Origin of the sequence: Hymenobacter sp. BT559 (assembly GCF_017571525.1) — a bacterium.
In the GTDB taxonomy this organism is placed as follows: Bacteria; Bacteroidota; Bacteroidia; order Cytophagales; family Hymenobacteraceae; genus Hymenobacter; species Hymenobacter ginsengisoli.
This window is the reverse complement of record NZ_JAGETY010000003.1, coordinates 396,824-421,761: the sequence shown is the minus strand read 5'-3', so window position 1 is coordinate 421,761 and position 24,938 is coordinate 396,824. Positions and strand designations below refer to the sequence as shown.

General features: G+C 61.7%; 20 protein-coding genes and 1 pseudogene. 2 read left to right on the top strand and 19 right to left on the bottom strand.

Annotated features, from left to right (window positions below):
- Positions 1 to 22: 22 nt before the first annotated feature.
- From J4D99_RS06390 to J4D99_RS06350, 9 genes are all read right to left on the bottom strand, one after another.
- Positions 23 to 1,282 carry a pyridoxal phosphate-dependent aminotransferase gene (locus J4D99_RS06390; protein ID WP_208130867.1) on the bottom strand — a complete coding sequence of 420 codons (1,260 nt, stop codon included), beginning with the start codon at positions 1,280 to 1,282 and terminating at the stop codon, positions 23 to 25.
- Between the two features lie 81 nt (positions 1,283 to 1,363).
- The gene (locus J4D99_RS06385) at positions 1,364 to 2,314 is read right to left on the bottom strand and encodes a pectinesterase family protein (protein ID WP_208130866.1); all 951 of its coding nucleotides are present in this window, start codon (positions 2,312 to 2,314) and stop codon (positions 1,364 to 1,366) included.
- 1 nt (position 2,315) lies between these two features.
- Positions 2,316 to 3,134: a rhamnogalacturonan acetylesterase gene (locus tag J4D99_RS06380; protein WP_208130865.1), complete on the bottom strand. Its 819-nt coding sequence runs from the start codon at positions 3,132 to 3,134 to the stop codon at positions 2,316 to 2,318.
- Between the two features lie 12 nt (positions 3,135 to 3,146).
- The gene (locus J4D99_RS06375; RefSeq protein WP_208130864.1) at positions 3,147 to 3,929 is read right to left on the bottom strand and encodes a rhamnogalacturonan acetylesterase; all 783 of its coding nucleotides are present in this window, start codon (positions 3,927 to 3,929) and stop codon (positions 3,147 to 3,149) included.
- A gap of 217 nt (positions 3,930 to 4,146) precedes the next feature.
- Complete coding sequence (gene rplS / locus J4D99_RS06370; protein ID WP_173111843.1) at positions 4,147 to 4,521, bottom strand: 50S ribosomal protein L19; 375 nt, start codon at positions 4,519 to 4,521, stop codon at positions 4,147 to 4,149.
- Between the two features lie 173 nt (positions 4,522 to 4,694).
- Positions 4,695 to 5,372: a tRNA (guanosine(37)-N1)-methyltransferase TrmD gene (trmD, locus tag J4D99_RS06365; protein WP_208130863.1), complete on the bottom strand. Its 678-nt coding sequence runs from the start codon at positions 5,370 to 5,372 to the stop codon at positions 4,695 to 4,697.
- Between the two features lie 75 nt (positions 5,373 to 5,447).
- Positions 5,448 to 6,014 carry a ribosome maturation factor RimM gene (rimM, locus tag J4D99_RS06360; protein WP_208130862.1) on the bottom strand — a complete coding sequence of 189 codons (567 nt, stop codon included), beginning with the start codon at positions 6,012 to 6,014 and terminating at the stop codon, positions 5,448 to 5,450.
- A gap of 111 nt (positions 6,015 to 6,125) precedes the next feature.
- Positions 6,126 to 6,680, bottom strand: coding sequence for a 30S ribosomal protein S16 (locus J4D99_RS06355; protein ID WP_208130861.1), 555 nt, complete (start codon positions 6,678 to 6,680; stop codon positions 6,126 to 6,128).
- A 138-nt stretch (positions 6,681 to 6,818) separates the two neighbouring features.
- On the bottom strand, positions 6,819 to 7,592 hold the full coding sequence (locus J4D99_RS06350) for an acyl-CoA desaturase (protein ID WP_208130860.1): 774 nt from the start codon (positions 7,590 to 7,592) through the stop codon (positions 6,819 to 6,821).
- 210 nt (positions 7,593 to 7,802) lie between these two features.
- Here J4D99_RS06350 and J4D99_RS06345 point away from each other — a divergent pair, with 210 nt between their 5' ends.
- Positions 7,803 to 8,738, top strand: a complete 936-nt coding sequence (locus J4D99_RS06345; RefSeq protein WP_213019509.1) for a DUF6624 domain-containing protein — start codon at positions 7,803 to 7,805, stop codon at positions 8,736 to 8,738.
- Here J4D99_RS06345 and J4D99_RS06340 read toward each other — a convergent pair.
- The 3 genes and pseudogenes from J4D99_RS06340 to panB form a co-directional block, all read right to left on the bottom strand.
- Positions 8,735 to 9,457, bottom strand: coding sequence for a pseudouridine synthase (locus J4D99_RS06340; protein ID WP_208130859.1), 723 nt, complete (start codon positions 9,455 to 9,457; stop codon positions 8,735 to 8,737). The two genes, J4D99_RS06345 and J4D99_RS06340, sit on opposite strands and share 4 nt — an antisense overlap.
- Before the next feature lie 165 nt (positions 9,458 to 9,622).
- Positions 9,623 to 11,011: pseudogene (gene creD / locus J4D99_RS06335) on the bottom strand (cell envelope integrity protein CreD); the annotation flags it as partial.
- Between the two features lie 208 nt (positions 11,012 to 11,219).
- Positions 11,220 to 12,035, bottom strand: a complete 816-nt coding sequence (panB, locus tag J4D99_RS06330) for a 3-methyl-2-oxobutanoate hydroxymethyltransferase (protein WP_208130857.1) — start codon at positions 12,033 to 12,035, stop codon at positions 11,220 to 11,222.
- Positions 12,036 to 12,181: 146 nt separating this feature from the next.
- Between panB and J4D99_RS06325 the strand changes: the two genes are divergently transcribed.
- Positions 12,182 to 13,660 carry a TlpA family protein disulfide reductase gene (locus J4D99_RS06325; protein WP_208130856.1) on the top strand — a complete coding sequence of 493 codons (1,479 nt, stop codon included), beginning with the start codon at positions 12,182 to 12,184 and terminating at the stop codon, positions 13,658 to 13,660.
- Positions 13,661 to 13,737: 77 nt separating this feature from the next.
- Here J4D99_RS06325 and J4D99_RS06320 read toward each other — a convergent pair whose 3' ends face one another.
- The 7 genes from J4D99_RS06320 to J4D99_RS06290 form a co-directional block, all read right to left on the bottom strand.
- Positions 13,738 to 15,597 (bottom strand): LysM peptidoglycan-binding domain-containing protein, encoded by a 1,860-nt coding sequence (locus tag J4D99_RS06320; protein ID WP_208130855.1) that lies wholly within the window; start codon positions 15,595 to 15,597, stop codon positions 13,738 to 13,740.
- 230 nt (positions 15,598 to 15,827) lie between these two features.
- The gene (locus tag J4D99_RS06315; protein WP_208130854.1) at positions 15,828 to 18,776 is read right to left on the bottom strand and encodes a TonB-dependent receptor domain-containing protein; all 2,949 of its coding nucleotides are present in this window, start codon (positions 18,774 to 18,776) and stop codon (positions 15,828 to 15,830) included.
- A 61-nt stretch (positions 18,777 to 18,837) separates the two neighbouring features.
- Complete coding sequence (locus J4D99_RS06310) at positions 18,838 to 19,482, bottom strand: O-methyltransferase (protein WP_208130853.1); 645 nt, start codon at positions 19,480 to 19,482, stop codon at positions 18,838 to 18,840.
- A gap of 104 nt (positions 19,483 to 19,586) precedes the next feature.
- Positions 19,587 to 20,042 (bottom strand): YDG/SRA domain-containing protein, encoded by a 456-nt coding sequence (locus J4D99_RS06305; RefSeq protein WP_208130852.1) that lies wholly within the window; start codon positions 20,040 to 20,042, stop codon positions 19,587 to 19,589.
- Positions 20,043 to 20,049: 7 nt separating this feature from the next.
- Positions 20,050 to 20,964: a YDG/SRA domain-containing protein gene (locus J4D99_RS06300; protein WP_208130851.1), complete on the bottom strand. Its 915-nt coding sequence runs from the start codon at positions 20,962 to 20,964 to the stop codon at positions 20,050 to 20,052.
- 8 nt (positions 20,965 to 20,972) lie between these two features.
- Entirely contained in the window at positions 20,973 to 22,211 is a 1,239-nt protein-coding gene (locus J4D99_RS06295; RefSeq protein WP_208130850.1) for a M16 family metallopeptidase, read from the bottom strand.
- A 98-nt stretch (positions 22,212 to 22,309) separates the two neighbouring features.
- The gene (locus J4D99_RS06290; protein ID WP_208130849.1) at positions 22,310 to 24,904 is read right to left on the bottom strand and encodes a M1 family aminopeptidase; all 2,595 of its coding nucleotides are present in this window, start codon (positions 24,902 to 24,904) and stop codon (positions 22,310 to 22,312) included.
- Positions 24,905 to 24,938: the final 34 nt, after the last annotated feature.

The window sequence follows — 24,938 nt, the reverse complement described above, 5'->3', positions numbered from 1 at the left end:
AGCGTGAAGCAAAAGCTTCGCGCTATTTCAGCTTGTCTAGTGCGGCTTGCAGGCGCGGTAGCGCGGCCAGAATAGAGTCTTTCGACTCGGCGCCCACCGACAGGCGGAACCACGGCTCGGCGGCCGAGGCACCGAAGGCGCTGAATGGCACTACCGCCAGCTGCGCCTCCGTGAGCAAATAGTCGGTGATTTCCTTGGTGCTGGCCAGTAACGTGCCGCTAGCCGTGGTGCGGCCAATGATATCGACCTGGGCAGTGAGGTAAATGGCGCCGGCTGGCGTAATGGCATCCACTGGGTAGCCCTGGCTGCGCAGGTCTTTCAGGCCCTGGTAAGCAGCCTCCAGGCTGGCTTGCAGGCCGTCCTTCAGGTCGCTGAGGTAGTCGTCTACCACGTCGGTCTGGGGCAGCACGGCGGCGGTGGCCACCTGCTCGGCCTTGGGCGCCCAGGCACCGATGTGCCCCAGCAGCGATTTCATCTTGTCAATCACCAGCTTAGGCCCAAACGAATAGCCCACGCGCACGCCGGTGGCAGCAAAGCACTTCGAGATACCGTCGATGTACACCACGTAGTCGCGCAGCTCGGGGCGCAGGCTCACCGGGTCGAAGTGCTGGGTCTGGCCGAAGGTCAGGAGCCAGTAAATCTGGTCATAGAGGATGTACAGCGGCTTCTCATCAGGGCCGCGACGCTTGTTTTCGGCCAGCACAAGGTCGCAGATTTCTTCCAGCACTTCCTTGGAAAACACCGTGCCGGTGGGGTTGAGCGGCGAGCACAGGGCTAGCAGCGTAGCGCCCTCCAGGTGCGGCGCCAGCTCGGCGGCGGTGGGCATGAAGTCGTTTTCGGGCTGGGTGGGCACCATCACCTGGCTAGCCCCCGAGAGGTGGCAGTAGTGGTTGTTGTTCCACGACGGCACCGGGTACACCACGCGGTCGCCGGGGTCTACCAGCGCCAGGTAGGCGCTGTAGATAAGCGGGCGCGAGCCGCCGGCCACCAGCAGCTCATCATTGGGTGAGTAGCTCAGGCCCAGGCGCTTTTGCAGAAAGTCGGCCGCAGCCTGGCGTAGGTCGGCGGTGCCGGCTGCCGGTGGGTAGTTGGTTTGGCCGGCCTCGTAGGCCGCCATTACGCCCTTGCGCAGCTCCTCCGGAATGGGAAACAGCTTGGGGTCGAAGTCACCAATGGTGAGGTTACAGATGGTGGCGCCCTGGCGAATCTGCTCGCTCACGGCGTTGCCGATTCGGATAATTTCGGAGCCGCTCAGCTGGTCGGCTAGCCGGGAAATACGCATGGGGTAGGAGGTAGGGGAGAGAGAAGCAATGACCCGGCAAAGGTACCATTTGTTGCGGGGCCTAGCCGAGTTTTGGCTGGCTTACTTCGGCTCCCAGGCTTCTTTCCCGGCAAAAATTTGTTTCAGCGTGTATTTTTTTGCCTCTTTGGCCGTCAGCTGGTGGCTCCACGGCACACGCGCCGTGGGGTTGGCGCCGGGGCCGGTCGACTTATACTCGGCGTAATAAGCTATTTTCTCGTTCTCCGCGTTTTTCCAGTTGTCCCAGCCGGCTGGCACGATGTGGCTGCCCAACTCGCAGCGTAGATACACCACCTGCGCCTGGGGCCGCCAGGGCCGCCCGAGGTACACTTTCTTCGCCAGGGTCGTGTCGGCAGTCAGCTTGCAGTCCATAAACACAAAGCCGTAGGCCTGCCCTGGGGGCGTAGAGGCGGCCGTGACAAACGAGTTCTTCTTGCTCTTAATCACGCAGTGGTTGAACACGCCCGTGCTGGCCCCGAAAATAAAATCGGTAGTGCCCTCGATGTAGCAGTCCTGATAATACTGGCGGCTGCCGCCGGTGGCGAGCAGTAGCACGTCCTGGTTGCCTATCATGCGGCAGTGCCGGAAAATAGCCCGGTCGCCCTCCACATTCAGTGCCACGGCCTGGCCAGCCGTGTAGCCGGCGGCGTTCTCAAAGGTCACGTTTTCGGCCGTGAAGTCGTTGGCCTGCACCAGCACCGAGAACGAGCTAGGGGTGGTAATGCCGGGCATACCCACGTGGTCGCTGTAGGTGATACGTGTTTGGGCCGCGTCGGTGCCGCGCAGCACTAGGTGCGTTTTTAGGGTCGGCACCGTCACTTTTTCGTGGTAGGTGCCCGGCTTGAGCTGAATAATAACGGGCTTATCGGCTTGGTTGGGCGCGGCGTCGATGGCCGCCTGCACCGTGCGAAACTGCCCGCTGCCATCGGCCGCCACTACGAGTGGCCCGGTAGCCTGGGCATGCGTGGCTAGGGCCGCGAAACTGAGGCTAGCTAGTAGGAAGAGCTTTTTCATTCTAAGGAGTGGTAGGCTGCGCTGCGGCGCCAGTAGGAGCAGCTATGGCATTCTTAGCCAAGGGCTTGGCCAGATGCTCTTCAACCAGCGGTAGATGCTGGGTTTGCAGGTCGTGCACGGCGAGCTGCGCCATTTTGCGGGCGCCTAGCTCATTGAAATGCGTGTTGTCGTGGCGGCCCAGCGGGTAGTTGGGGTGGTCGCCGGGCGCCAGCTCCATAAACAGCAGCTTGGAGTTTTCGTCGCCCAATTGCTGCAGGAGGTCGCGGCTGAGCCGGTCCATGTCTACGAGCGTCACCTTGTACTCTTTCGCTACGGCCACCGTGGCAGCCGAGTACAGCGCGTGTGTTTCCTTGATATGGCCTTCCTTGTCAAAATACCGGCGCGTAATCGGCGTCAGGAGCACGGGCGTAGCTTGGCGGCTGCGCGTCTCGGTCACAAACTTGATGAGGTTCTTGCGGTAGTCTTCGGGCGACGTGTAGCGGTCAGGGTAGTTCTGCGACTCGTCATTGTGCCCAAATTGGATGAATACATAATCGCCCGGCTGCAGGGCGCTCACCACTGGCTGCCAGCGGTTTTCGGCCAGAAAAGTGCGCGTGCTCCGCCCGTTCTGGGCGCGGTTGTCCACTACCACCGTGGTGTCAAAAAACGTGACCAGCGGCATACCCCAACCCGTTTCCGGAAACGTCGCCCGGACTTTATTGGCCATCGTCGAGTCGCCGATGAGGTAGAGCTTGGTTTTGCGCGGCGGGCCTGGCGGCGTAAACGCCAGTAGCCCTAGTACCGCCAGCGGGGCTGCGTAGCGAAGCTGAAGGAGTTTCATACTAAAATGAGGCTAGCGGGCTTGGGGGTCCACGGTTTTCTTCACGGTGCCTTGTACCAAACGCTCAGCTAGGGGTAGCTTGAGCACCCGGATATCGGCCAGTACCAATTCGGCCATGCGGCGCGCCCCTAGCTCATTGAAGTGCGTGTTGTCTTCGCGGCCGTCGGGGTAGTTGGGGTGCTCGCCAGGCGCCAGGTGGTTGAAGAGCAGTTTGGAATTATCGGGCCCAAACTGCTGAAGCAGCGCCTGGCTGCTGCGGTCGAGGTCGATGAGCGGGGTATTGGTGTCGCGGGCCACGGTGCGCACCAGCTCGGCGTAGGCGGCGTGGGTTTCCTCAACCTTGCCCGCAGCGTCGAACTTGCGGCGGGCCACCGGCGTGAGCAGCACCGGCTGGGCCTTGTGGCTGCGGGTTTCGCTTACGAAGCGCTTGAGATTGGTTACAAAATCGGCCTCTGGCGTGTAGCTAGCTTTGGTGGGCACCTCGTCATTGTGCCCAAACTGGATAAACACGTAGTCACCTTCGTGCAGCTCGCTAGCCACCGGCTGCCAGCGGTTTTCGGCCAGAAAGCTCTTGGTGCTGCGCCCATTCTGGGCGCGGTTGTCTATGGTGACGGACTCATCAAAGAACGCCGCGAACGGCATGCCCCAGCCCGTTTCAGGATAAGCTTTTACCTGCTTAACCGACATCGTGGAGTCGCCAATCAGATACACCTTGATTTTGCCGGGTGCGGGCACGAAGGCCCCTAACAACAGTAAGCACAAGGCCGCCGCAGCGGCTAAGAAACGGGAGCGCATCGGGCTGGGTGGGAAAGGGAGGCTAGCGCGCTTGGGCCACGAAAAGCCGTTCGACGTGAGCAGATGGCCGCAAACCTACTTCGGCCGCTGCCCCAGTGCTAGACTTTTCTGCGCAATCGTTGCCGACAACGTTGCCAATTTCGGACTCAGCCAGACGCAAAAAAGCCGGCCCTTCCCGCAGGAAAGGCCGGCTCTATGGCTTGCGGGTAGGCGCAGCTTAAGCCGCAGCTACTACGTCGCGGCGACGCTCCTTGATACGAGCAGCTTTGCCCGAGAGGCCGCGCAGGTAGAACAGACGGGCGCGACGCACCTTGCCACGACGAATCAGTTCGATTTTGTCGATGTTGGGCGACAGCAGCGGGAAAATCCGCTCGGTGCCAATCTGGTTCGAAATCTTGCGAACGGTGAAGGTTTCGCCGTTGCTGCTGGGGTTGCGGCGCTGGATAACCACGCCCTGGAACTGCTGAATGCGCTCCTTGTTGCCCTCGCGGATTTTTACGTGCACGTTGATGGTGTCACCGGCAGCAAACTTGGGAAAGCTGGCGCGGCGCTCCTGGCCTTCGGCATTGATGAAGTCGAGTAGTACGCTCATGGCGAAAAAAGAATTACAAAGAGGGCAGCGCCGCTGCCCGCAGGTTGGTATTTTGCGAAACGGAGCGCAAAGATAGAAAATTAAGCGCGCAAATACAAGCTCTGGAAGGAAGTTTCCTGACGCGAACCATTGAATGACAACCCGTCGCGCCCGTTGTAAAGCGGCAGTTTAACTTATTCCGATAATAAATCGGGGCGGCGGGCCTGGGTGCGGGCCAGGGCCTGCTCGTGCCGCCATTCTTCAATTTTGGGTGTGTTGCCCGAAAGCAGAATCTCGGGCACGGCTAGCCCCCGCCATTCGGCCGGGCGGGTGTACACCGGTGGCGCCAGCAGGTCATCCTGAAAAGAATCGGAAAGGGCCGACTCTTCATTTCCGAGCACCCCGGGTAGCAGCCGCACCACGGCATCGACCAGCACGGCGGCGGCCAGTTCACCACCGCTGAGCACGAAGTCGCCGAGGCTGATTTCGTGCGTAACGTACTGGTCGCGAATGCGTTGGTCTACGCCCTTATAGTGGCCGCAGATGATAATCATATTGCCCAGCAGCGAGAGCCGATTGGCCAGCGGCTGGCGCAGCGTCTCGCCGTCGGGCGTGAGGTAGATGATGGCGTCGTACTTCCGCTGCGCCTGCAACTCGTCAATCCAGCTGGCAATGGGCTCAACGCGCAGCACCATGCCCGCGCCGCCGCCAAACACGTAGTCGTCGAGCTGGCCGTGCTTGTTAATGGCGTAGTCGCGCAGGTTGTGCACGTAGAGTTCGGCTAGCCCCTTGTCCTGCGCCCGCTTCACAATGGAGTGGGCAAAGGGACTGTCGAGCAAATCGGGCTGGCAGGTTAGGATATCGATACGCATCTGTCTGAACCACGGATTTACCGGATTTATCGGAATAGTCGGATTTTGTAGCCGGCTCTTCCTAAGCCAGTAGTATTAGTCGGCGTTAGGGTTTTTGTGGGCACCGGGGTTCATATAGATGTCCAGCAGGCCTTCGGGCATGTTCACGAAGAGCTGCTTTTTCTCCATGTCGGCGTGGCTTACCAGCTCATCTACTACTGGCAACAGCACTTCTTGGCCTTTGTAGCGCATAGCCAGCACGTCCTGCTGCGGTAATTCGTAGAAGTTTTCGACGACACCCAGCTCACCCTCCTGCGCATCAATCACTTGAAAGCCAATCACATCGTGGAAATAAAACTGGTGCTCTTCTAGCTCGGGCAGTTCGCTCAGGGGCAGCCAGAGCTTGGCGCCGCGCAGCGGCTCGGCCTCCTCGATGCGGTTGATGCCGCGCAGCTTGAGCAGCACGCGCAGGCCATCCTGCGGATTGACGCGCTCTACCTCGTAGGCGGTGAGCTTGGTGGGCGTAGCAGGCAGGGCCAGGTACACGGTTTTCAGGCGGTCGTAGGTGGCTGCGTTATCTACGTCCAGTTGGGTCACCATGGCGCCCTTAAGGGCATGGGGCTTCACAATAAAACCTAGCTCAAAGCATTCGTCGAGAGTCATGGCTGGGCAACAATAAAAACAAGTAAAAACAGTGCGGGCGCTAGGGCAAAAAAGAACGTCATGCCGAGCAGGCTCGACATGACGTTCTTTCGTAGCGGGTTACCCAAAAACTTAGGCGCCAGCTTCGGCCGAAGTCTCGGCAGTCTCCGTCGAGCCTTCGGTAGCTTCGCCTTCGGCAGCCGGAGCGGGCGTAGCAGCGGCCAGGGCGTCAGCCTGCTTCTTGGCTAGGGCGGCAGCGCGAGCCTCTTTTACCTTGGTTTCGGCAGCCAGGGCGGTGGCGCGAGCCTCAGCCTTGGTGTCAACGAGGCCGGTCTTCTTGGCTTCGATTTTAGCGTCTTTGTCGCTCAGCCACTGCTGGTAGCGCTGGTCGGCCACTTCCTGGGTCAGGGCGCCTTTCGTTACGCCAAGCTGGAGGTGACGACGCAGCAATACGCCACGGTAGGCCAGCATTGCGCGCACCGTTTCGGTGGGCTGTGCGCCGTTCATCACCCAGTAAAAGGCGCGGTCACCATCGTAGTTGATGGTGGCGGGGTTGGTGTTGGGGTTGTAGGTACCGAGCTTCTCGATGAAGCGGCCATCGCGGGGAGCGCGGGCGTCGGCTACTACGATGTCGTAAGTCGCGGCCTTTTTGCGGCCACGGCGGGCGAGGCGGATTTTAACTGCCATAAACCTTGGGGGTTGTGCGACGCAGCTCGTGCGTCTGGGTGAAATTCATTTCCCTGTTTGGGGCCGCAAAGGTACGGAGCATCAAGGCAATAAAAAAGGCCGAAGTCAAACTTCGGCCTTTTTCGGGGCATCGGGCGGCTAGGCCGCTTGTGCCAGCTTTTTGGTGCGCTGCTTGGGCTGCACGTTTTTACGCTTGATTTTGATAATGCGGGCCTTGTCGAGGGTCCAGATGGCCACATAGGTCGGGTCAAACTCCCACCACTTCACGCCGAAGTTGACGCGCATGGGCAGCTTATGGTGGTTGTTTTGGAACAGCTCGCCGAAAGCCAGAAAATCGAGGGCTAGCGTGTTCTTGCTATGGTCGTGGTTATCAAAGTTCTGATAGCCATACTTGTGGCCGCCCCAGTTCACAATAGCGCCGTGGATAGGGCCCATCAGGAAGTGAATGGGCAGCAGCAGATACTGCCACCACGCCGTGGCAAACTGGATGTAGAACAGCACGTAGAGCGTGCCCCAGCCGATGCGCGAGTACCACTTGTCGCCAAAATTCTCAATGGCCTGCCACACCGGGTAGTCACCCTCAAAACGCTCGGCCAGCTCATAGTTATTGTTGAGCACGTCGTTGTAGATATTCTTGGTCTTCCACATCATGTCAAACGCGTTGTTGGAAAACAACGGCGAGTGCGGGTCCAGCTCCGTGTCGGAGTAGGCGTGATGCATGCGGTGCAGCAGCGCGTAGGCGCGTGGCGACAAAAACGAGCTGCCCTGGCAGATATACGTGAACAGGAAGAAGAATTTCTCCCAAAACTTATTCATCGTGAACATCTTGTGCGCCGCGTAGCGGTGCAGGTAAAACGTCTGCGTGAACAGCGAGAGGTAGTAGTGGGCAACGAAGAAGACCAGAATTGCCATTCTTAATAAAAAAGATAAACGTGAGGAAGACCCCGCCCGCACAAGCTATCCGCCAGGGGCTTAGTTCAACCGTTAAGACAAAATTACGGCCGTTGGTTAGGCGGAATGCCTTCAGATTTGCACAATGCCATAATGTTACACTGCAAGAGGGGTGGGCTAATCCGCCGAAGGCAGATACTAAGCAGCGGCCATCACGAGTTACTTAGGGTGATGAAAAACACGTTATTACTTGCGCTGGGGCTGTGCTGGAATACAGCGGCGTTGGCCCAAACCGCCGCCTTTTCCACGCTGCGCGGGCAGGCTCTCACCGCTTATCACAACAAGCAGTACCGCGAGTCGGCCCAGCGCTACGAAGAAGGCTTTCGCGTGAAAGCTGCCCAGCCTGCCGCGGGCGACTTTTACAATGCTGCGTGTAGCTGGGCCCTAGCGGGCGATGCTACCAAAGCTTTTCAAAACCTGGACCGCGCTACCGAGGCCGGATGGGACGACGTAACGCACCTCAAAACGGACAGCGACCTGACCGCGCTGCACGCTGACAAACGCTGGGAACCCATGCTGCGCAAGCTCGAAGCCCGTGTGGCGCAGGCCGAAGCCAAGCTCAACCAGCCGCTAAAGCGCGAATTGGCCGAAATTCTGGAATCGGACCAAGGACTGCGCCGCCAGATAGCGCCGACGCAAGAAAAATATGGCCCCAAGTCGCCCCAGATGGACTCTTTGTGGCGCCAGATGCAGCGTGCCGATGCCCGCAACCTGCCCCGCGTCACGGCCATCATCGACCAGTATGGCTGGCCGGGCAATAGTCTGGTGGGCCGTTCGGGCAGCCTAGCCGCGTTCCTCGTCATTCAGCACTCCGACTTAGCTACTATGCAGAAATACCTGCCTCAGATGCGCCAGGCGGCTGCCAAAGGGGAGATGGCCAAGCAAAACCTGGCCCTGGTCGAAGACCGGGTGCTGACTTTTCAGGACAAGCCGCAACTCTACGGCAGCCAGCTGCACACCAATCAAGCGACGGGCAAGATGGAATTTTTTCCCATTGCCGACGAAGCGCACGTGGACGAACGCCGCGCCAGCGTGGGCCTAGAGCCGCTAGCCGACTACGCCAAGAATTTCGGGCTCGACTACCGCCCGGCGCCTAAGCAGCCCTAGCTGGCTGGCTCGTTGTAGAAGGCCCTAGCGGCGTCCCAGTGCGGGGCGTCGGGCAGGGGCGCCACAAATTTCAGCTGCTCTTTAGTGACCGGGTGCTGAATTTCGAGCTGGCGGGCGTGCAGGGCAATGCTCACGTCGGGCAGCGGGTTGAGGAAGCCGTACTTCACGTCGCCCACGATGGGCGTGCCCAGGCCGGTCGAAAGCTGCACCCGAATCTGGTGCGGGCGGCCCGTCACGGGGTTCACTTGCAGCAGGTAGCGGTTGGCGGCGGGGCCTAGCAGCTCGTAGCTCAGCTCCGAGCGCTGGCCCTGGCCGTGCTTATCGGTGTAGGCTTTGGTGACGTTGCGCATCGGGTCTTTCACCAGCCAGTGCACCAGCTTGCCCTGCTCGGGCACCGGCGGCTTGCCGGTGAGCGCCCAGTAGGTTTTCTTCATCTGGCTATCGCGAAACATCTCATTCAAGCGGCTCAGCGCCTTGCTGGTTTTGGCCAGCACCACAATACCCGACACCGGACGGTCGATGCGGTGAGCCACGCCCACGAAGGCAGCGCCGGGCTTCTTGTACTTGAATTTCAAGTACTCCTCAGCTTTTTTGGAGAGCGGCTCGTCGCCGGTTTCATCGCCCTGCACCAGGATGCCGGCGGGCTTATTAATCACGAGCAAATGGTTGTCTTCGAACAGAATTTCTTTCTGCTCCGACCAGAGATTGGGGCGGTTCACGCTTGGGTACGGCGGGCTTAATGGCGGCGGCAGGGGCCACGCTAGCCCCGAGGTAAGGGGCGTTTACGCGCGTTGCAAGCCCTCGGCACCGACGCTGGTGCACCTGCTGCTATGGGCAAAGATAAGCGGGCGGCGCGATGAACAGCACGCCGCCCGCGCTCACTTTTACTCTTCGGCCAGGTTGCTGTACCAATTGATATTGCGCGAGAGGAACATCACCAGCGCCAGCACCACTACCAGCCCCAGGCTGCCCACCAGCAGGGCGTAGTCTTGCAACTGGAGCACTACGAACACGAAGCCGTAGACCACAGCCAGCACCCCAGCCGTAGCCAGCGTGGCTTGCCGCTGCCGGAAGCTCGCCGCCGCATAGGCTGTTACTAGCCCCACAATAGTGAGCCCAGCTAGCCCGTAGGCCGCGTTAAATGGCATTTGCTCGGACAGCGCCAACAGCAGCACGTAAAAAATAACCAGCGCTAGCCCCACCAGCAAATACTGAAAAGGGTGAATGCGCAGCTTATTGAGCAGTTCGACGAAAAAGAAAACCAGGAACGTGAGGGCGAGCGGCAGCAAGGCGTACTTGGCGGCGCGCATAGTTTTCTGATACTCATTGACGGGTACCAGCAGGCGCACCCCGAAAGTAGAGGCATCCACGTCGGGCCGCGCCTGGGTCGAGCGCCAGTGCTGGGGATAGTTGCGGTTGAGGTGAAATACTTTCCAATCGGCCGTAAACTGCTGGCCGGTAAGTGTGCGCTGTGCGGGCAAAAACGCCCCGATAAAGCTTGGGTCAGCCCAGGGTGCGCTCAGGTGCAGGGTGGTTTGGCGCCCTAGCGGGGCTTGCAGCAGGCCGGTGCTGCCGTTCAGGTCGAGGTCGAAGGCAAAGGTGTGGCGCTGGGCCAGGGCAGCCGCGTCGGGCACGGGCACGAGGGCGTTAAGGCCATTGGCCGCCGCACCCTCGCCCTGCGTGTCGCCCTCTCGGTACTTAGAGTAGCGCGACCGCTCCTGGGCTACTACCTCTACCTGCGAGCTGATAGCCGGTGCCGAGCCGGCCGGCAATACCTCGCCGGTGGGCAGGCCCGGCTCAAAGGGTTTCGTCTGGCCATCCCAGCGCAGCACCAGCCCGCTGCGGATACCCTTCAGGTCAGAAATGCCCAGCGCTACAAAGGCCTCGGGCCAGCGCACGGCGGAGGCCGCCACGCCCAGGTCGGCCAGCGGCGGCGCCTGAAACACGCCCTGCACGTGCAGCTTGGCCCGGTACACCACCGCCTCGTAGATGCCCCGGTGGCGGCGCTCGGGGGCTAGCGTACCGGTGCTGCTGAGCGTATCGGGCAGCAGGCTTAGGTAATGGGTCATCTCCGAGGTTTGACCGTTGGTGGTTTCGAGGGCCGTGTAGGGCAGCACCAGCACCGGGCCTAGCACGAGCTGCGCCCCGCCCCACTGCGCGCTTATGGCCTCGGTGGCACTGTCGCGGTTGCTGGCCCGCTCACTGATGAGCGACTCGACCATGCTCGTCGGAATAAGCAACAGGGCTAGCAGCAACGCAATGCTGATGAGCTTGAGCGAAACCGAGGTGCGCGCCTAACTGGCCGAGCGGGTAAGAAGTGGGGACGGAGGCTGTTCCATACTACGAAGAACTTTGATTTGCAAAGCAAAGGTGCGGTGGAAAAACTATTCCTGAAATAGGTTGCGTACTACGTAAGAAAATAAAATGCCCCGCTACTCTACAGAATGGCGGGGCATGAGGGAAAGAGATTAAGGGACAGACCTAATAGCCTTCCTCCTTGCTCGGAAACTCGCGGCTCTTCACGTCGGCTACGTAGTGCTGCACAGCTTCGGTCATCACATCGTGCAGCTCGGCGTAGCGGCGCAGAAAGCGGGGCTTAAACTCTTTGGTAATGCCCAGCACATCGTGCACCACCAGCACCTGGCCATCTACATCGGGCCCGGCGCCAATGCCAATAACCGGGATGGTAAGCTCCTCGGCCACGCGCTTGGCCAGCGCGGCGGGTATTTTTTCGAGCACCAGCCCAAAGCAGCCGATTTCCTGAAGCAGGTGGGCATCTTCAATCAGCTTGTTAGCCTCAGCTTCTTCCTTGGCGCGCACATTGTATGTGCCAAATTTATAGATGCTTTGGGGCGTGAGGCCGAGGTGGCCCATCACGGGGATGCCGGCCGTGAGGATGCGCACGATGCTATCCTTAATCTCGGCGCCGCCTTCGAGCTTAATGCCGTGGCCGCCGCTCTCTTTCATAATGCGAATGGCTGAGCGCAGCGCCTCCGAGCTGTTGCCCTGGTACGAGCCAAAGGGCATATCGACCACCACGAAGGCGCGTTTTACGGCCCGCACCACGCTCTGCGCATGGTATATCATCTGGTCGAGGGTGATGGGCAGGGTCGTTTCGTGGCCAGCCATTACGTTGGAAGCCGAGTCACCCACGAGCAGCACATCCACGCCGGCGCCGTCCAGAATCTGGGCCATCGAGTAGTCGTAGGCCGTGAGCATGGAGATTTTTTCGCCCCGCTGCTTCATGGCCAGCATTTGGTGGGTGGTTACGAGCTTGACTTCTTTGTGCTGCGACATGGGGCTAGGGAAGGGTTTAAGAGCACAAAGCTGGCGACAATTTTGGATATGCGCGGCGCCGGGAACGTGGGGCGTACGATTGGCGTAGAGGACGAAAGCAACAATTAATGGGATTTCTTGTTTGCCAGATTCACTCACTCTCTCGCATGAAAGCACTAATCCTTTGGCTGACAGGGCTGAGCCTTCTGGCTACTCCTGTAGTAGCCCAAACTACTGCCGAGCTGCGCGGCCGCCTGGCAAACACCGGTACTGAAAAGCTGCTGCTAAGCTGGTGGAGCCAGCCGCTGGCCACCCACGAGCAGCAGCGCGCCGTGCACGTCGAGCCCAACGGCGATTTCAGCATCTCAGTGCCGATTACGCGGCCCACACTGGCGCAGCTCAGCTATGGCGACGAGGAAGTACCTGTGTTCTTAGAACCCGGCGACGTGCTGGCGCTGCATGGCGACGCCGCCGACCTGGCCGCCACCGGCAGCTTTGACTCGGGCGATGGTAACGCCCACCGCCCGGCCGCCGCCGCTAATAACTACCTGCAAGAGCTGAGCCGTAAGTACCTGAATAACGAAGATTACCAGGTGCTGCCCGAGAATATCAAGCTGCTGGAAAAAGGCTTTCTCTCCTTTCTGGACTACCGGCGCGACCACGAAAGCACGCTTTTGAAGCAGGCTAGCCGCCGGGGCAATTTTACCCCCGCTTTTACGGCCTATGCCGAGGCCGACATTGCCTATGCCTACGCCGAAGACCGGCTTACGTACGCCGACTTGCGCGAGCAGACCGTGGCCGGTCAGCCACGCATCAACCTCTCGCCCGACTACTATAATTTTTTGCAAGAGCCCGGCCTGCTGCCCGGCAATGAGCTGGCAGTGACCAGCCAGCATTACCAGGATTTTTTACTGGATTACGTACACTACCAGGCCCGCACCACTGGCCACCTGCCCACTAGCCCCGATTATTACCCTACCTGCTACCAGCTGGCCGATAAGCTGTTGCGCGCCGAGGCGCGGCCCGTAGTGCTAGGGCGCATTGTGCTTGAAACCATCCGGCAGGGCCACGTGGCCCATGCCCAGGCCATGCTGAATACCTACGCCGCCACGGCCCAGGCGCCCGCCGGCTGGGTAGCGCTGCTACGCACTGACCTGGCCGATAATCAGTCGTTTGCCATCGGGAGTGCGGCTCCGCCGGTGGCGCTCCGCACTGCCGATGGCCAAAATCTTTCCTTGGCCGATTTTCGGGGCAAGCTGGTGTACCTTATGTTCTGGGACAGCCGCTTTCCAGCCGGCCAGCGCGAAATTCCCTTCCTGAAAGAAGTAACTGCTAGCCTGGCTGGTCAGCCCATCGTTATCGTAATGGCGGCCCTGGATGAGACGCTGACCAACTGGCAGCAAAATGTGGCCTGCGCCGAGCCCGCCCTGAGCGGGGTGCAAGCCTACGTGCCCGCGGGCCAGCGCGAAGCCGTGCGCCAGGCCTATGGCATTCAGCGCCTGCCGAGCGCCGTAGTTATCGCCGAAGATGGTACCCTGCTCGACCTGCACCCGCGGGTGCTCAGCAGCCGCGCCCTGCAAGACGACCTGAAGGCGTCTGTGGGCCGGGCGGCGGCCTATCGCGCCGTGGCACTTAATAAGCTGTAAGCCATTGATTTAGCCAATAAAAAGCCCCGCTCATGCAGTATGAGCGGGGCTTTTTATTGGCTAGGGGTACTAGTTTCTTAGTGCCGGGGCACGCGCAGCGTTTCACCCACGCGCAAGACGGGGGCGGCACGCTCATTGTGTGCCAGCAGCTCGGCCACGGTGCAGTTATAGCGCCGCGAAATGCTGTAAAACGTATCGCCGCTGGCCACCGTGTACAGCCCCGGCGTGGAGTAGACTACTTCGCCCATGCCGGGTTCGGTGGGCGGAGGAGTGAGGTGCAGTAGTTGGCCAGCCCGCAGCGGCGCAGTGGGCGAAACGTTGTTCCAGGCGGCCAGCTCGGCGGAGCGCACGCCCACGCGCCGGGCCAGCGCATACAGCGTTTCGCCGGGCGCCACTAGGTAGGGGCGGCTAAGGTCGGTGGGTGGGTGGGGCGCGGGGCGCTCTACCGGCTGCACCGGCACTGGCACCAGCACGACTGGGTGGCTAGGGGGAGCGGGGCTGGCCACTACTACGGCCGGGTGCGGTGTGGGCAGCGGCTGCACTGGCGGCCCCGGCACTTCGGTCGGCAGGTCGTTAATGGAGGCAAGCTCCTCGTTGATATCATCGGCCGGGCTAGTGGGGGGCGAAGGCGCCGTGGGGGGCGTGCTAGGGGTCACCGGCCGGGCCACCGCTACGGGCCGCACACCCGGCACGGGCTGGTACTCGGCGGCCACGCTACGCGGGCGAATGTGGCTGAGCCACAGCACCAGACCCGGCCGCACGGCCTCATCGCTGGGCAAATGGTTGAAGGTGCGCAGGGCGTGGCGCAGCACACCGTAGTGCTGGGCCACGGCGGCCAGGGTCTGGCCGGGCCTCACTATGTGGTAGTCTTCCTCGGCCGTCTCCTTTTTGCGCTGGAAGAAATAGGGCTCGCCGGGCGTGAGGGCCTCGCCCGCGCTCATCTCGTTCACTTTCAGAAAAAAGCCCAGGCTAGCCCCACCGCGCTCGGCCAGGGCGGCAGCCGTTTCGCCGGGGCGGGCCAGCAGGGCCTTTATACCGTTGATACGCAAGTAGGTAGGGGCGGGCAGCGCGGCGGCCGGCAGGGTAGGCATAGGAGTCGGCGCCGGGCTAGCGGCCACGAGGGGCGCGTTGGCCAAGGGCACGAGCAGGGTATAGGCATGGCCATCCTGGGGCACGGTGCGCGCCCGCAGCCAGGGGTTGAGCTGGACCACGGCCTCGGGGTCGGCAGTGAGGGCGGCGGCTTGCTCGGCCAGGGTTTGGCCGGGCGCGGCCGGCACCTCGTGCCACGGCACAAAGGGCACCGTGTGCTGGGTGCACACCGGCTCGAAGGCTATTTTTTGGGCAATAAAATCGAGCAGGTACTGGTTGGTGCGGGCCGTAAAGGCCATGTCGGTGGCATCGGCGTCGGTGGGCCGGGTGTAGGGGCGCACGCCACCCAGGCCGGTGTTGTAGCTGAGCAGAGCATTGGCCCAGTTGTGCAGCGTGGCGTTGTTGCGGGTGAGGTAGCGGGCGGCGGCGCGGGTGCTGGCCGTGAGGTGGCGGCGCTCGTCGATGCTGCCGTTCACAGTCAGGCCCAGGCTCAGGGCCGTTTCGCGCTTGAGCTGCCAGTAGCCCACGGCGCCGTGGTTGCTCTCCGCATTGCCCTGCAGGGCGCTTTCCTGGAGCACCAAGTAGCGAAAATCGTTCGGCACGCCTTCCTCGGCCAGCACCCGCTCGATGAGTGGAAACGCAGCCTCAGCCAGCGCCACCCGCGCCTCAAACGAGGCGGTGTGGCGGCAGAGGCTGTTTACCTTGGCCTGGACCAGCTGCCGGGCTTCGTCGTCTAGCGTCAGGTGCAGGCCCGCCACGTCGAGGCTAGTGGGCACGGTGGGCGGAGCCACGGCCAGCGCCGGGCGGCTGGCCAGCCCCAGCAGCAAGGCCGGGAAAAATTTTTTCATAACGATATGCCAGTCAACGTACCACGCCGCCTACGGTTGGCAAGTTAAGACAAGGAAACTGATATAGCGTCCGTATCACCCTGATTGTCATTGCGCGCAACGCGAAGCAACCGCACCCGAACAATGCCCGTGCCAGGCGTTTGGCTAGGGTTGTTCAAGAACAATTGCTTCGAGTTGCGCGCAATGACAGGTGGAAGCGGCTTGTATTCAATAAAAGTTAACCCAACCCCCTAGCCCCCGGGCGGGCCGCCAAAACCGCCACCCCCGCCGCCCGGAAAGCCGCCGGGGCGGCCGCCACCGGGCGGGCCGTCGAAGCCGCCACGCCCACGGCGCTCTCCTTGGCCAGGGCCTTCGGGCAGGGCCGTCATGTTGGCCGAGCGGATGTTGTAGGTAAACATCAGCATGAAATAGCGCTGGAGTACAGTAGTTTGCACGTCTTCCACGTAGGCTACGTTCACGTTGCGCTGAATGGCGCGGTTCTGGGCTAGCAGGTCGAAGGCGTAGAGCTTGATTTCGCCGCGCTGGCCGGGAAACAGCTTCTTGCCGAGGCTGGCATTCCAAAGCACGTAATCCTGGTTGTAGGCGCTGCTCAGGCCACGGTAGAGGGTGTGCGTCACATCGGTCTGGAACGAGATGCCCGGCCCTACTATCCAGCTCAGGCGCAGGCGCGTAAGCTGGTTGAAGTAGCTGGTATTGAGCTGGGTATTGAGTGTGTTGCGCACGTAGCTCTGGGTCGAGTTCGACGACAGTGTGAAGTCGAGGTTCTGGCTGATGTTGCTGCTCAGCGTCAGGCCCAGGGTGGCGGCCGGCGTGCGGGCGTAGTTGAGGCCGCCATTCACCAGGCCTGGGTTTTGGCTGAAACTACCCCCTAGCGAGGCGTTGACGTTGATTTTGGAGCCAAATAGCGGGCTGCCGTAGTTGCCCAGCGTGCGCAGCGAGTACTGGTTCGAGAGGTTGGTGCTCTGGGTAAGCTGGCCCCCGACCGGCAGCAGCACCCGCAGATTGGTGCCTTCGGGCTGCACCACCGTGGCCCGGCTAGCCACGATGGTGCTGTTTGAAATCGGATTTTGGGTAAACGAGCCGCTGAGCAGGGCGAAGAAATTGCCCTTCTTCTCGGGGTTGGAGCCCGAGTAGCGGGCCACCAGGTTGTGGGCGTACTCCTGCTTCAGGTCCGGGTTGCCGATGGTCAGCTGCAGCGGGTTGGAGTTATTAACCACGGCCTGCAATTGGTTGATGCTGGGCGCGTTGGTGCTGGTGCGGTAAAACACCCGCAGGTTGTGCTGGCGGTCGGGCCGGAACATGAGCATAGCCTGCGGCAGGATGTTCCAGAAGGTATGGTCAACCGGGCCGGCAATCGGGAAGGTCTGGTCGCCGCGCAGCTGGGCCACCTGCGCGCTCACGCCCGCCGAAAACTGGATTTTGCGGGTGTTGTAGCGGTAGCTCAGCCCGCCGCCCTGCGTGAGGTAGTAGTTGTTAAACACGTTGCTCAGCGCCGTATCGAGCCGGGTATAGTCGCCGCTCTCAAAGTTGAAGGTGCGCTTGTCGGAGTTATTGGGGGCGTAGTTGAGCGAGTAGTTGGCTTGTAGCTGCGATTGCTTGCCTAGCGGCTCGGTATAAGCCAGGTTGCCGCCGATGTTGCCGCTGTTCTGAGCCAGGGTGCTGCGCTGGTTGAGGGTGGCGCTGGTGCCGCCTACGCTGGTGCTGTTGAGGTAGTTAGTGCCCTGGCGGTTGGTATAGGCGCCCGTGATGTTGAGCGAGATGGTGCGGCCGGCGCGCTGCCCCAGGCGGCGGCGCAGCAGCAGGTCGCCACCGGGGTTAATGCCCCGGTTATCCGAATTATACAGCGTGTTGAGCTGGCTCTGCGGCTGGCCGTTGTTGGAAGTGATGCCGAGCAGGGTGTTGTTGGCATCGTTCTGCTGCCACGACAGCCGCGGCCGAAATAGCAGCGAAGTGGCCGTATCCAGCTGCTGCTCAAAGCGAAAATTAGCCCGGTGGTTGTAGTTGAGGCTGCTCGCCTGCGACGTTTCCTGGTACAGTGTGCCGTTGACAAACTGCCGGTTGGTGGTGCTGTTGAGCGTGTTGTTGGAGCGGTTGAAGAAGTAGCTGCCGTTGAGCTGGGTGTGCTGGCGGTTCCAGGAGTTGGAGTAGTTGAGGCCGGCCGCGTTAGTGGTGCTGATGCCGCCGCTCTGGTTTACCAGAAAATCGCCGGGGTTGGCACCGCTGCCCCCGCCTCCGCCGCCCCGGCCCCCGCGCCCGCCTCCTCCGCCGCCCGAGTTGCCAATGACCCCTAGCAGGTCGTCGGTGCCAAAATTCTGCTCGTTCACGTTGTTGCTCTGGGCCAGCACGGTAGTGCGCCGGTTGCCGTGAAAGTCGTTGAGGTTGAGGCTGGCCCGGTAGCGGGCCTTGGTGGCGCTGGTGCCGTTGGCGCGGTCGTTGCCATCGGGCCCGATGCCGCCCACGGCCCGCCCAAACTGCCCGTTGTGAAACTGCGGCTTGGTGATAATATTCAGCGTTTTCTGGGTGTTGCCGTCGTTGAAGCCCGAGAAGCGGCTCTGCTCGCTTTGCTGGTCAAAAATCTCGACCCGGTCGATGGCCTCGGCGGGCAGGTTTTTGAGCACCGCATCGGGGTCGGTACCAAAAAAGGGCTTGCCATCGACGAGCACCTGCTGCACCTGCTCGCCCTGCGCCTGGGTCTTGCCCTGGGCATCGACCGCAATACCCGGCATCTTGCCAATGAGGTCGCCGGCGGTGGCGTCCACGTTCACCTTAAAGGCCTTGGCGTTGATGCTGGTGGTGTCGCCGCGCTGGGTTTGCTGCACGGCCTGGCCGGTTACGACCACCGTTTTGAGGGCTATGCCGCCCGTGGCCAGGGTCACGGTGCCGAGGCTGATGGGCTCGCCACCGGCCGGCACCGTCAGGGGCTGGCGCTGGTCTTTATAGCCCACGTAGGAAGCCAAAAACACGTAGCGGCCCGGCGCCACGCCCGTTATCTCGAAGCTGCCATCGGGCCCCACGGCCGAGCCGGTGCGCACCGAGTCGGGCAGGTGAATAAGCACGGCATTGGCCCCAATGAGCGGGCTCTGGTCTTTGCCATCGAGCACCTTGCCGCGCACAATGCTCTGGGCAGCAGCGCTAAACGTGAGAAGCCAAGCCAGGACAGCGAAGAGTAGAAAGCGCATAGTTCAGCTGATGTTTTTAACGTCTGTCAGGGCAAGCCTGCGAAGCCCTGACAAACGGGTTTTACACTTTGCGCAGCAGCAGCAGCCCATCGCGCACGGGCAGCAGCAGCGGCACCACGCGCGGGTCGTGCCGCATTTGCGCATTAAAGGCGCGTACGGCACGGGTGTCGTGGTCGTTGGCTTTCAAGGGGTAATCGGGTAAGGCTTTGCCGCCCCACAGCACATTGTCCACTACCACCAGCCCGCCGGGGCACACCTGGTTGATAACGAGTTCAAAGTACCGGGCATTATGGAGCTTGTCGGCATCAATAAAGACCAAGTCCCACACTTCGCCGACCAAGCTGGCCAAAACATCGCGTGCGTCGCCGATGTGCAGCGTCACGGCTTCCGCTAGCCCCGCCGCCGCCACGTAGCGCCGGATGCGGCTTTCGCGCTCGGGGTTTATTTCGATGGTATGCAGATGGCCGCCCGCCGCTAGCCCCTCGGCCAGGCTCAAAGTAGCGTAGCCGGTAAAGGTGCCGATTTCGAGCACGCGGCTGGGCTTGATGAGGTGCGAAAGCATACTCAGCAGGCGGCCCTGCCAGTGGCCGGTCGCCATGCGCGGCATCAGGAGCTGCAAGTGCGTTTCGCGCCAGAGCTGGTGCAGCAGCGGCGGCTCGGGCGCGGTGTGCTGGTTGGCGTAGGCTTGGATATCGTTGTCAGTCATGCAAGTTGACTTGATGGGGTAGTAGCGCGGACTTTTAGTCCGCGAGTGAATGAAAATTTTTACTGGCGGACTAAAAGTCCGCGCTACTGACCAAGCTGTAACCGTTATAGTAAGACTAACCACGGCTCCAGCCGGAAGCGGTACACGTGGTAGCCCGACCGGCCCGCCACGTATTCGTGCGCTACTACGCGCCACAGCCCTTCGTAGCGAAATTGCCAGGCTGCGCCCGCTGCATCGATGCGCCGGAATACGCGCACGGGCCGGCCGGTTTCCTGGCTGCGGGCCAGCGCCCGGTTGCGGTGGTTGAAATCCTGGTCGGCTACCTGGCGGCCGGTCTGGCCATCGCGCCCGCCGTGGCCGGCATACCAGAAGTAGTCGTCGTGAATCTCATCGTCCTCATACTGGTCGGCCAGAATAATGCTTTCGGCGCCGTGGGCCACGGTGGCACACACGCCGGCGCGCGGCGGCCGGTGCTGCCCGCGCAAAGACAGGTCGAGGCGTGAGGCGAATAAGTCGCCGGGCCGCGCCGTGCCCACGTGGCCGAAAAGGGGAGTACGCATGGCGGCGCTAGGGTAGCTCGCCGGCCTGCGGCTCGTAAAAATGGACCCGGTGGTAAGCCAGAAACTCAGCAGCTACCAGGTGTTGGCGGTGCTGCCGCAGCTGGCCGGCTAGCCCCAGCAGCGTCCCATCATCGGCCACGCCGAAGCTGCCCAAGTCGAAGAGTACATGGTGGTTGGGGCAGAGGCACAGTACGTTGGCTAGGGTGTCGGGGCCGTGGTGCGGCGCGCCCAGCGGCCGAATGTGCGCCGCCTCGGCATACGGCCCGGCGGGGCTAGCCAGCCGCACGCCGCACACCTGGCAGTGGTAGTCGTGCAGCAGCTTCACTTGGCGTGTTACAGCCGTATCGCGCACCAGGCGCAACGTGGTAGCCAGCCGGCGCGGGGCCGGTCCGTAGGCGGGGCCAGGCTCCTGAGCCGTGAACAGGTCGGGCGCGGTGGTAGCTGACCCGGTAGCTTCCGGCGGAGTTTCCCACTCGGTCAATTCTTCCAGCCGGAAGCGCCACACGCGGTGGCCCGACTTGCCGGTTTCGGCCCAGTAGCTGGCGATGCGGTAGAGGCCCGCGTAGCGGTAGAAGCTGCGGCCGGCCTCGGTTACTTTGCGCGTCACGCGCACGGGCAGGCCGCTGAGCACGTTGCAGGCTAGCTCGCGGTTGGCACCGGTCAGGGTTTGGTCGGCTACCTGCTGCTGGCTTTCGGCGCTGCGCCCGCCCCGGCCGGTGTAGATAATGACCGCGCCCAGGTCTTCGTCGTCTTCGTAGCCGCCCGAGAGCACGATGCTTTCGGCCCCTTCACCCTGCCGCGCGCTGATGCCGGCCTGGGTCTGGCGGTGTACGCCGGCACTCCACAGCTCCAGGCGGTTGGCAAACTCGTGGCCGGGCGCGATGCCCTGCACCGGGCCGAAGACGGACGCTGACTTCGCCATTCCCCGCGCTATTTCTCTTCCGGCACGTACTGCAAAATGCTGAGGTTGGCCTCCGCCAGCACGTCGTTGGCTAGCTCGCGCAGCTGGCTGGCCGTCACGTTTTCGATGCGCGTGAAAATCTCGCTTAGCGGCTCTACGCGGCCCAGGTCAAGGGTGCTTTTACCCAGCAGCTGCATCAGGCCCGAGTTGCTTTCCTCGCTCATGGCGAGCTGGCCCATGAGCTGGTTTTTGGCCACGTGCAGCTGGCTGGTGGTCAGCTCCTTGTCGCGTAATAGCTTCAGCTCCTTCTGCACCAGGCCCAGCGTACGGTTGAGCTGCTTGGCCTCGGTGCCGAAGTAGATGCCGAACAAACCGGTGTCGGTGTAGGGCGAATACGAGCTGTCGATGGTGTACACGAGGCCGTATTTCTCACGCACGGCCAGGTTGAGGCGTGAGTTCATGCCGGGGCCGCCCAGGATGTTGTTGAGCATAAAAAACGGCACCCGGCGCTCGTCGGTGAGCGGGTAGGCAGGGCCGCCCACCAGGCAGTGCGCCTGGGTGATGGGGCGCTTTTCCACGCGGTCGTGGCGCACGTAGCCGTCGAAGGGCAGGCGCTCGCGCGGACCCAGCCGGGCCGGAATGGGCGCCAGAAACCGGTCGGCCAGCCGCTTCACTTCCTTGAACGGCAGGTTGCTGACGGAGCTGAAAATCAGCCGGTCGGTGCGCACGTTCTCATTGTAGAAAGCGTGGAAGTCAGCGGTTTGGAACCCGCTTACGCTTTCACGGGTGCCCAGGATATTGACCCCTAGCGGGTGTTCGCCATAGATAACGGCGTCGAAGTCGTCGATAATGGCATCTTCCGGGGCATCCTGGTACATGCTCATCTCCTCCAGAATCACGCCGCGCTCTTTCTCGACCTCGCGCTCGGGAAATACCGAGTTGAAGGTCAAGTCGGTAAGTAGCTCAAACGCCCGCTCGAAGTGGGTGCTGAGCAGGGTGGCGTAGAAGCATATTTTCTCCTTGGTGGTGTAGGCGTTCAGCTCGCCGCCCACGGTTTCGAGGCGGTTGAGGATGTGAAACGACTTGCGCTTGTGCGTGCCTTTGAAGGCCATGTGCTCCCAAAAGTGGGCTAGCCCCTGCTGGTGCGCCTGCTCATCGCGCGAGCCGATGTCGAGCAAAAAGCCGCAGTGCGCAATCTTGGTATGCGGCACTTCCTTATGTAAAAGGCGGATGCCGTTAGGATATTCGAATTGGTGGTAATCAGACATTGATGCTATAACCGGCGAAAGAGACAAAGTTCGGCCAGTAGCGCGGACTTTTAGTCCGCGAGTGAGTGCGCCTGTTACTCGCGGACTAAAAGTCCGCGCTACATCGTCAATTTCTCGGCCCGGAACAAGTCATCCGCTGCCTGCAATAGCTTGTTGCGCAGCTGCGGGTTATAGGCTGGATGAGCCGCCAAAAATTCGCGCACCGTGCGCGCCGCCGCCGGCGATTGGTAGCTGCCCAGCGTGGCTTGCAGCCAGCCGGCCGGGAAAAAAATGTCGCCCGTTTGCTGAATTTCCTGCAGCAAATCGAGGCTGGCGGGCAGGTATTTCTCCGAAGTGGCTTGGCGCAGCGGGTGGTGCAAGTAGCCTAGCGCGCTCTGCACCCAGGCTTCCTTCTCGCGGTTTTTCTCGTCTTTGAGCGAGTTGAAAAACTGGTCGCGCACGGCCACGTCGGATGAGAGCGCGGGCATCAGAAACTCCAGCCGCTGGCGGCGGTCTACGTTGGTAATGCGGGCCAGCTGCTGGGGCAGAATAGGCTGCGGGGCGGCGTAGTCGCGCACGGCCAGGGCCAAGGCCAGGGCAGTGTAGTCGTCCTCGGTCAGCTTCACGAGCGCGGGCGCTTTCTGCGTTTGCCAGATTTGGTAGAGGCGCTTTTGGGCAGCTGGCGTGAGCGCAATGCTTTGGTAGGCTTTGAAATACAGCTTTTGCTCGCCGGGCTTTTGCTGCGTCAGCATGGCTTGCCAGAGGGCTTTCTCCATTGCCGGGGCTAGCGCGGTGCGCTCGGCGGGTTTTAAAAACTGCCAGAAAATGGCGCTCAGCTGGCCGGTGAGCAGCTTGATGTTGAGGTCGTTGGTTTCGCTGGTAGTCTGGGCTAGGTAGCGGTCAAGCAGCGGGCGCGGGGCCAGCCCGCGGCCGGCCAGCATGTTCTCATACAGCGCAATGTAGGTGCTGGCGCGGGCCACCGGGTCGGCGAGGCTAGCCAGGTGGTCGGCGGCCTGGGGCGCCACCGGAAACACACCGTAGCCCAAACCCTGCGAGTTGAGCAGCACGTAGCGCGGGGTGCCTTTGCCAGTTGGCAGCGGCACCGTCACCTCGCGCTGGGTCATGTTGACGGGAATCTCTACCGGCCCGCTTGGGTACATGGCCAGTACCCGAAACTGCTGGGGCCAGAGGCGCTCGGAGCCATCCTCGGCATGCTGGCGGATAACGAGCTGGCTAGCCCCCGCAGGCAGCTCGTAGTCGAAGACCGGGCGGCCGGGCTGGTTCACCCACACCTGGTTCCAGGCGGCGAGGTCGGCGGGCGTGTGGGCGTCGAGAATGGTAATAAGGTCGGGCCAGGTGGCGTTGCCGTGGGCGTACTTCTTGAGGTACTCCTGCACGCCTTCCTGAAACGGCTGCTCGCCCATGAGCAGCTCCAGCTGGCGCATCATGATGGGCGCCTTGTGGTAAATAATGTTGCCGTAGAGCGAGCCCGCATCCTGCAAATTCTCCAGCGGCTGCCGAATGGGATTGGCCCCAGCAGTGCGGTCTACAGCGTAGGCAGCAGGGTAGTGGTCGGTAACAAACTTGAGCAGCTGCGCCGGGCCGGCCGAAGCCTCGGGGTTCATCTTATCGGCCATGAAATTGGCGAATACCTCCTTCATCCACACATCGTTGAACCATTGCATGGTCACGAGGTCGCCAAACCACATGTGGGCCGTTTCGTGGCCGATGAGGTTCTGGCGGGCCAGCAGCTGGTCCTTGGTGGCGCCTTCGTCCAAAAACAGGCTAGAGGCCTTGTAATCAATGTTGCCGACGTGCTCCATGCCGCCGTACTGGAAGTCGGGGATGGCCGTGAAATCGAACTTTTGAAACGGGTACGGAATGCCCGTGTACTTCTCCAGAAAGCTCAGCGCCTCGCCGTGCAGCCGGAAAATAACAGGCATACTCAGCCGGATTTTGGCCGAGTCCGTTTCGCGGTGCAGAAAATTCATAGCCCGGCCGTTCACCTGCTGCGTTACCCGTTTGAACTTGCCCGCCGCGAACGAAAACAGATATGTGCTAATGGAGTCGGACGGAATGTACTGCACCGTTTTGCTGCTGTCGGTGCCCGCCCAGCGCGAGTTGGCCACCGTTTTCCAGCCCGGCGGCACCGTGAGGGCCAATGCAAACGTGGCCTTCAGGTTGGGCTGGTCGAACACCGGCACCACCGTGCGGGCCCGGTCGGGCACGAGCAGCGTGTAGAGGTAGTCGGCGTTGCGATTGAGCGACAAGTCGCCGGCGTCGAGGCTGATTTTTACCTCATTATCACCCACCCGCAGCGCGGCGGCCGGCAGCACGAGGTGTTCCTGGCGGTAGTCGATGGTAGCCGGTTGGCCGTTGATTGTTAGCGTGTGCAGCTGGCTAGCCTGCCCCTTAAAATCGAGTTGCACCGGGGCGCGGGCGTCGCGCAGGCGGAATCTGACGGTCTCTTCGGCGCGCACGGGGTCGGCTTTGCTACCAGGCACAGCTAGGCGCAGGTCGTAGGCCACGCGGGTGATGGTTTGCTTGCGAAATTCGGCCAGCTCGCGGCTCACACCAGCTACAACGGGCGGCGCGGCCACGGGGGCGGCTAGGGTAGTATCGGCCGCTTTAGCGGTGGGGTAGGTGGCGCGCTGGCACGCGGCGGCCAGCAGCAGGCCGCCAAGCGCCCCATATTTACGGTAAGTGGAAATCATGCGAAAGCAAAGACAGCTGCGAACTTAAACCAGG

Bases quoted from the DNA above. Each gene is read 5' to 3' on its own strand.
- J4D99_RS06390 (WP_208130867.1), bottom strand. From the start codon at position 1,282: ATGCGTATTTCCCGGCTAGCCGACCAGCTGAGCGGCTCCGAAATTATC.
- J4D99_RS06385 (WP_208130866.1), bottom strand. From the start codon at position 2,314: ATGAAAAAGCTCTTCCTACTAGCTAGCCTCAGTTTCGCGGCCCTAGCC.
- J4D99_RS06380 (WP_208130865.1), bottom strand. From the start codon at position 3,134: ATGAAACTCCTTCAGCTTCGCTACGCAGCCCCGCTGGCGGTACTAGGG.
- J4D99_RS06375 (WP_208130864.1), bottom strand. From the start codon at position 3,929: ATGCGCTCCCGTTTCTTAGCCGCTGCGGCGGCCTTGTGCTTACTGTTG.
- rplS (WP_173111843.1), bottom strand. From the start codon at position 4,521: ATGAGCGTACTACTCGACTTCATCAATGCCGAAGGCCAGGAGCGCCGC.
- trmD (WP_208130863.1), bottom strand. From the start codon at position 5,372: ATGCGTATCGATATCCTAACCTGCCAGCCCGATTTGCTCGACAGTCCC.
- rimM (WP_208130862.1), bottom strand. From the start codon at position 6,014: ATGACTCTCGACGAATGCTTTGAGCTAGGTTTTATTGTGAAGCCCCAT.
- J4D99_RS06355 (WP_208130861.1), bottom strand. From the start codon at position 6,680: ATGGCAGTTAAAATCCGCCTCGCCCGCCGTGGCCGCAAAAAGGCCGCG.
- J4D99_RS06350 (WP_208130860.1), bottom strand. From the start codon at position 7,592: ATGGCAATTCTGGTCTTCTTCGTTGCCCACTACTACCTCTCGCTGTTC.
- J4D99_RS06345 (WP_213019509.1), top strand. From the start codon at position 7,803: ATGAAAAACACGTTATTACTTGCGCTGGGGCTGTGCTGGAATACAGCG.
- panB (WP_208130857.1), bottom strand. From the start codon at position 12,035: ATGTCGCAGCACAAAGAAGTCAAGCTCGTAACCACCCACCAAATGCTG.
- J4D99_RS06325 (WP_208130856.1), top strand. From the start codon at position 12,182: ATGAAAGCACTAATCCTTTGGCTGACAGGGCTGAGCCTTCTGGCTACT.
- J4D99_RS06320 (WP_208130855.1), bottom strand. From the start codon at position 15,597: ATGAAAAAATTTTTCCCGGCCTTGCTGCTGGGGCTGGCCAGCCGCCCG.
- J4D99_RS06315 (WP_208130854.1), bottom strand. From the start codon at position 18,776: ATGCGCTTTCTACTCTTCGCTGTCCTGGCTTGGCTTCTCACGTTTAGC.
- J4D99_RS06310 (WP_208130853.1), bottom strand. From the start codon at position 19,482: ATGACTGACAACGATATCCAAGCCTACGCCAACCAGCACACCGCGCCC.
- J4D99_RS06305 (WP_208130852.1), bottom strand. From the start codon at position 20,042: ATGCGTACTCCCCTTTTCGGCCACGTGGGCACGGCGCGGCCCGGCGAC.
- J4D99_RS06300 (WP_208130851.1), bottom strand. From the start codon at position 20,964: ATGGCGAAGTCAGCGTCCGTCTTCGGCCCGGTGCAGGGCATCGCGCCC.
- J4D99_RS06295 (WP_208130850.1), bottom strand. From the start codon at position 22,211: ATGTCTGATTACCACCAATTCGAATATCCTAACGGCATCCGCCTTTTA.
- J4D99_RS06290 (WP_208130849.1), bottom strand. From the start codon at position 24,904: ATGATTTCCACTTACCGTAAATATGGGGCGCTTGGCGGCCTGCTGCTG.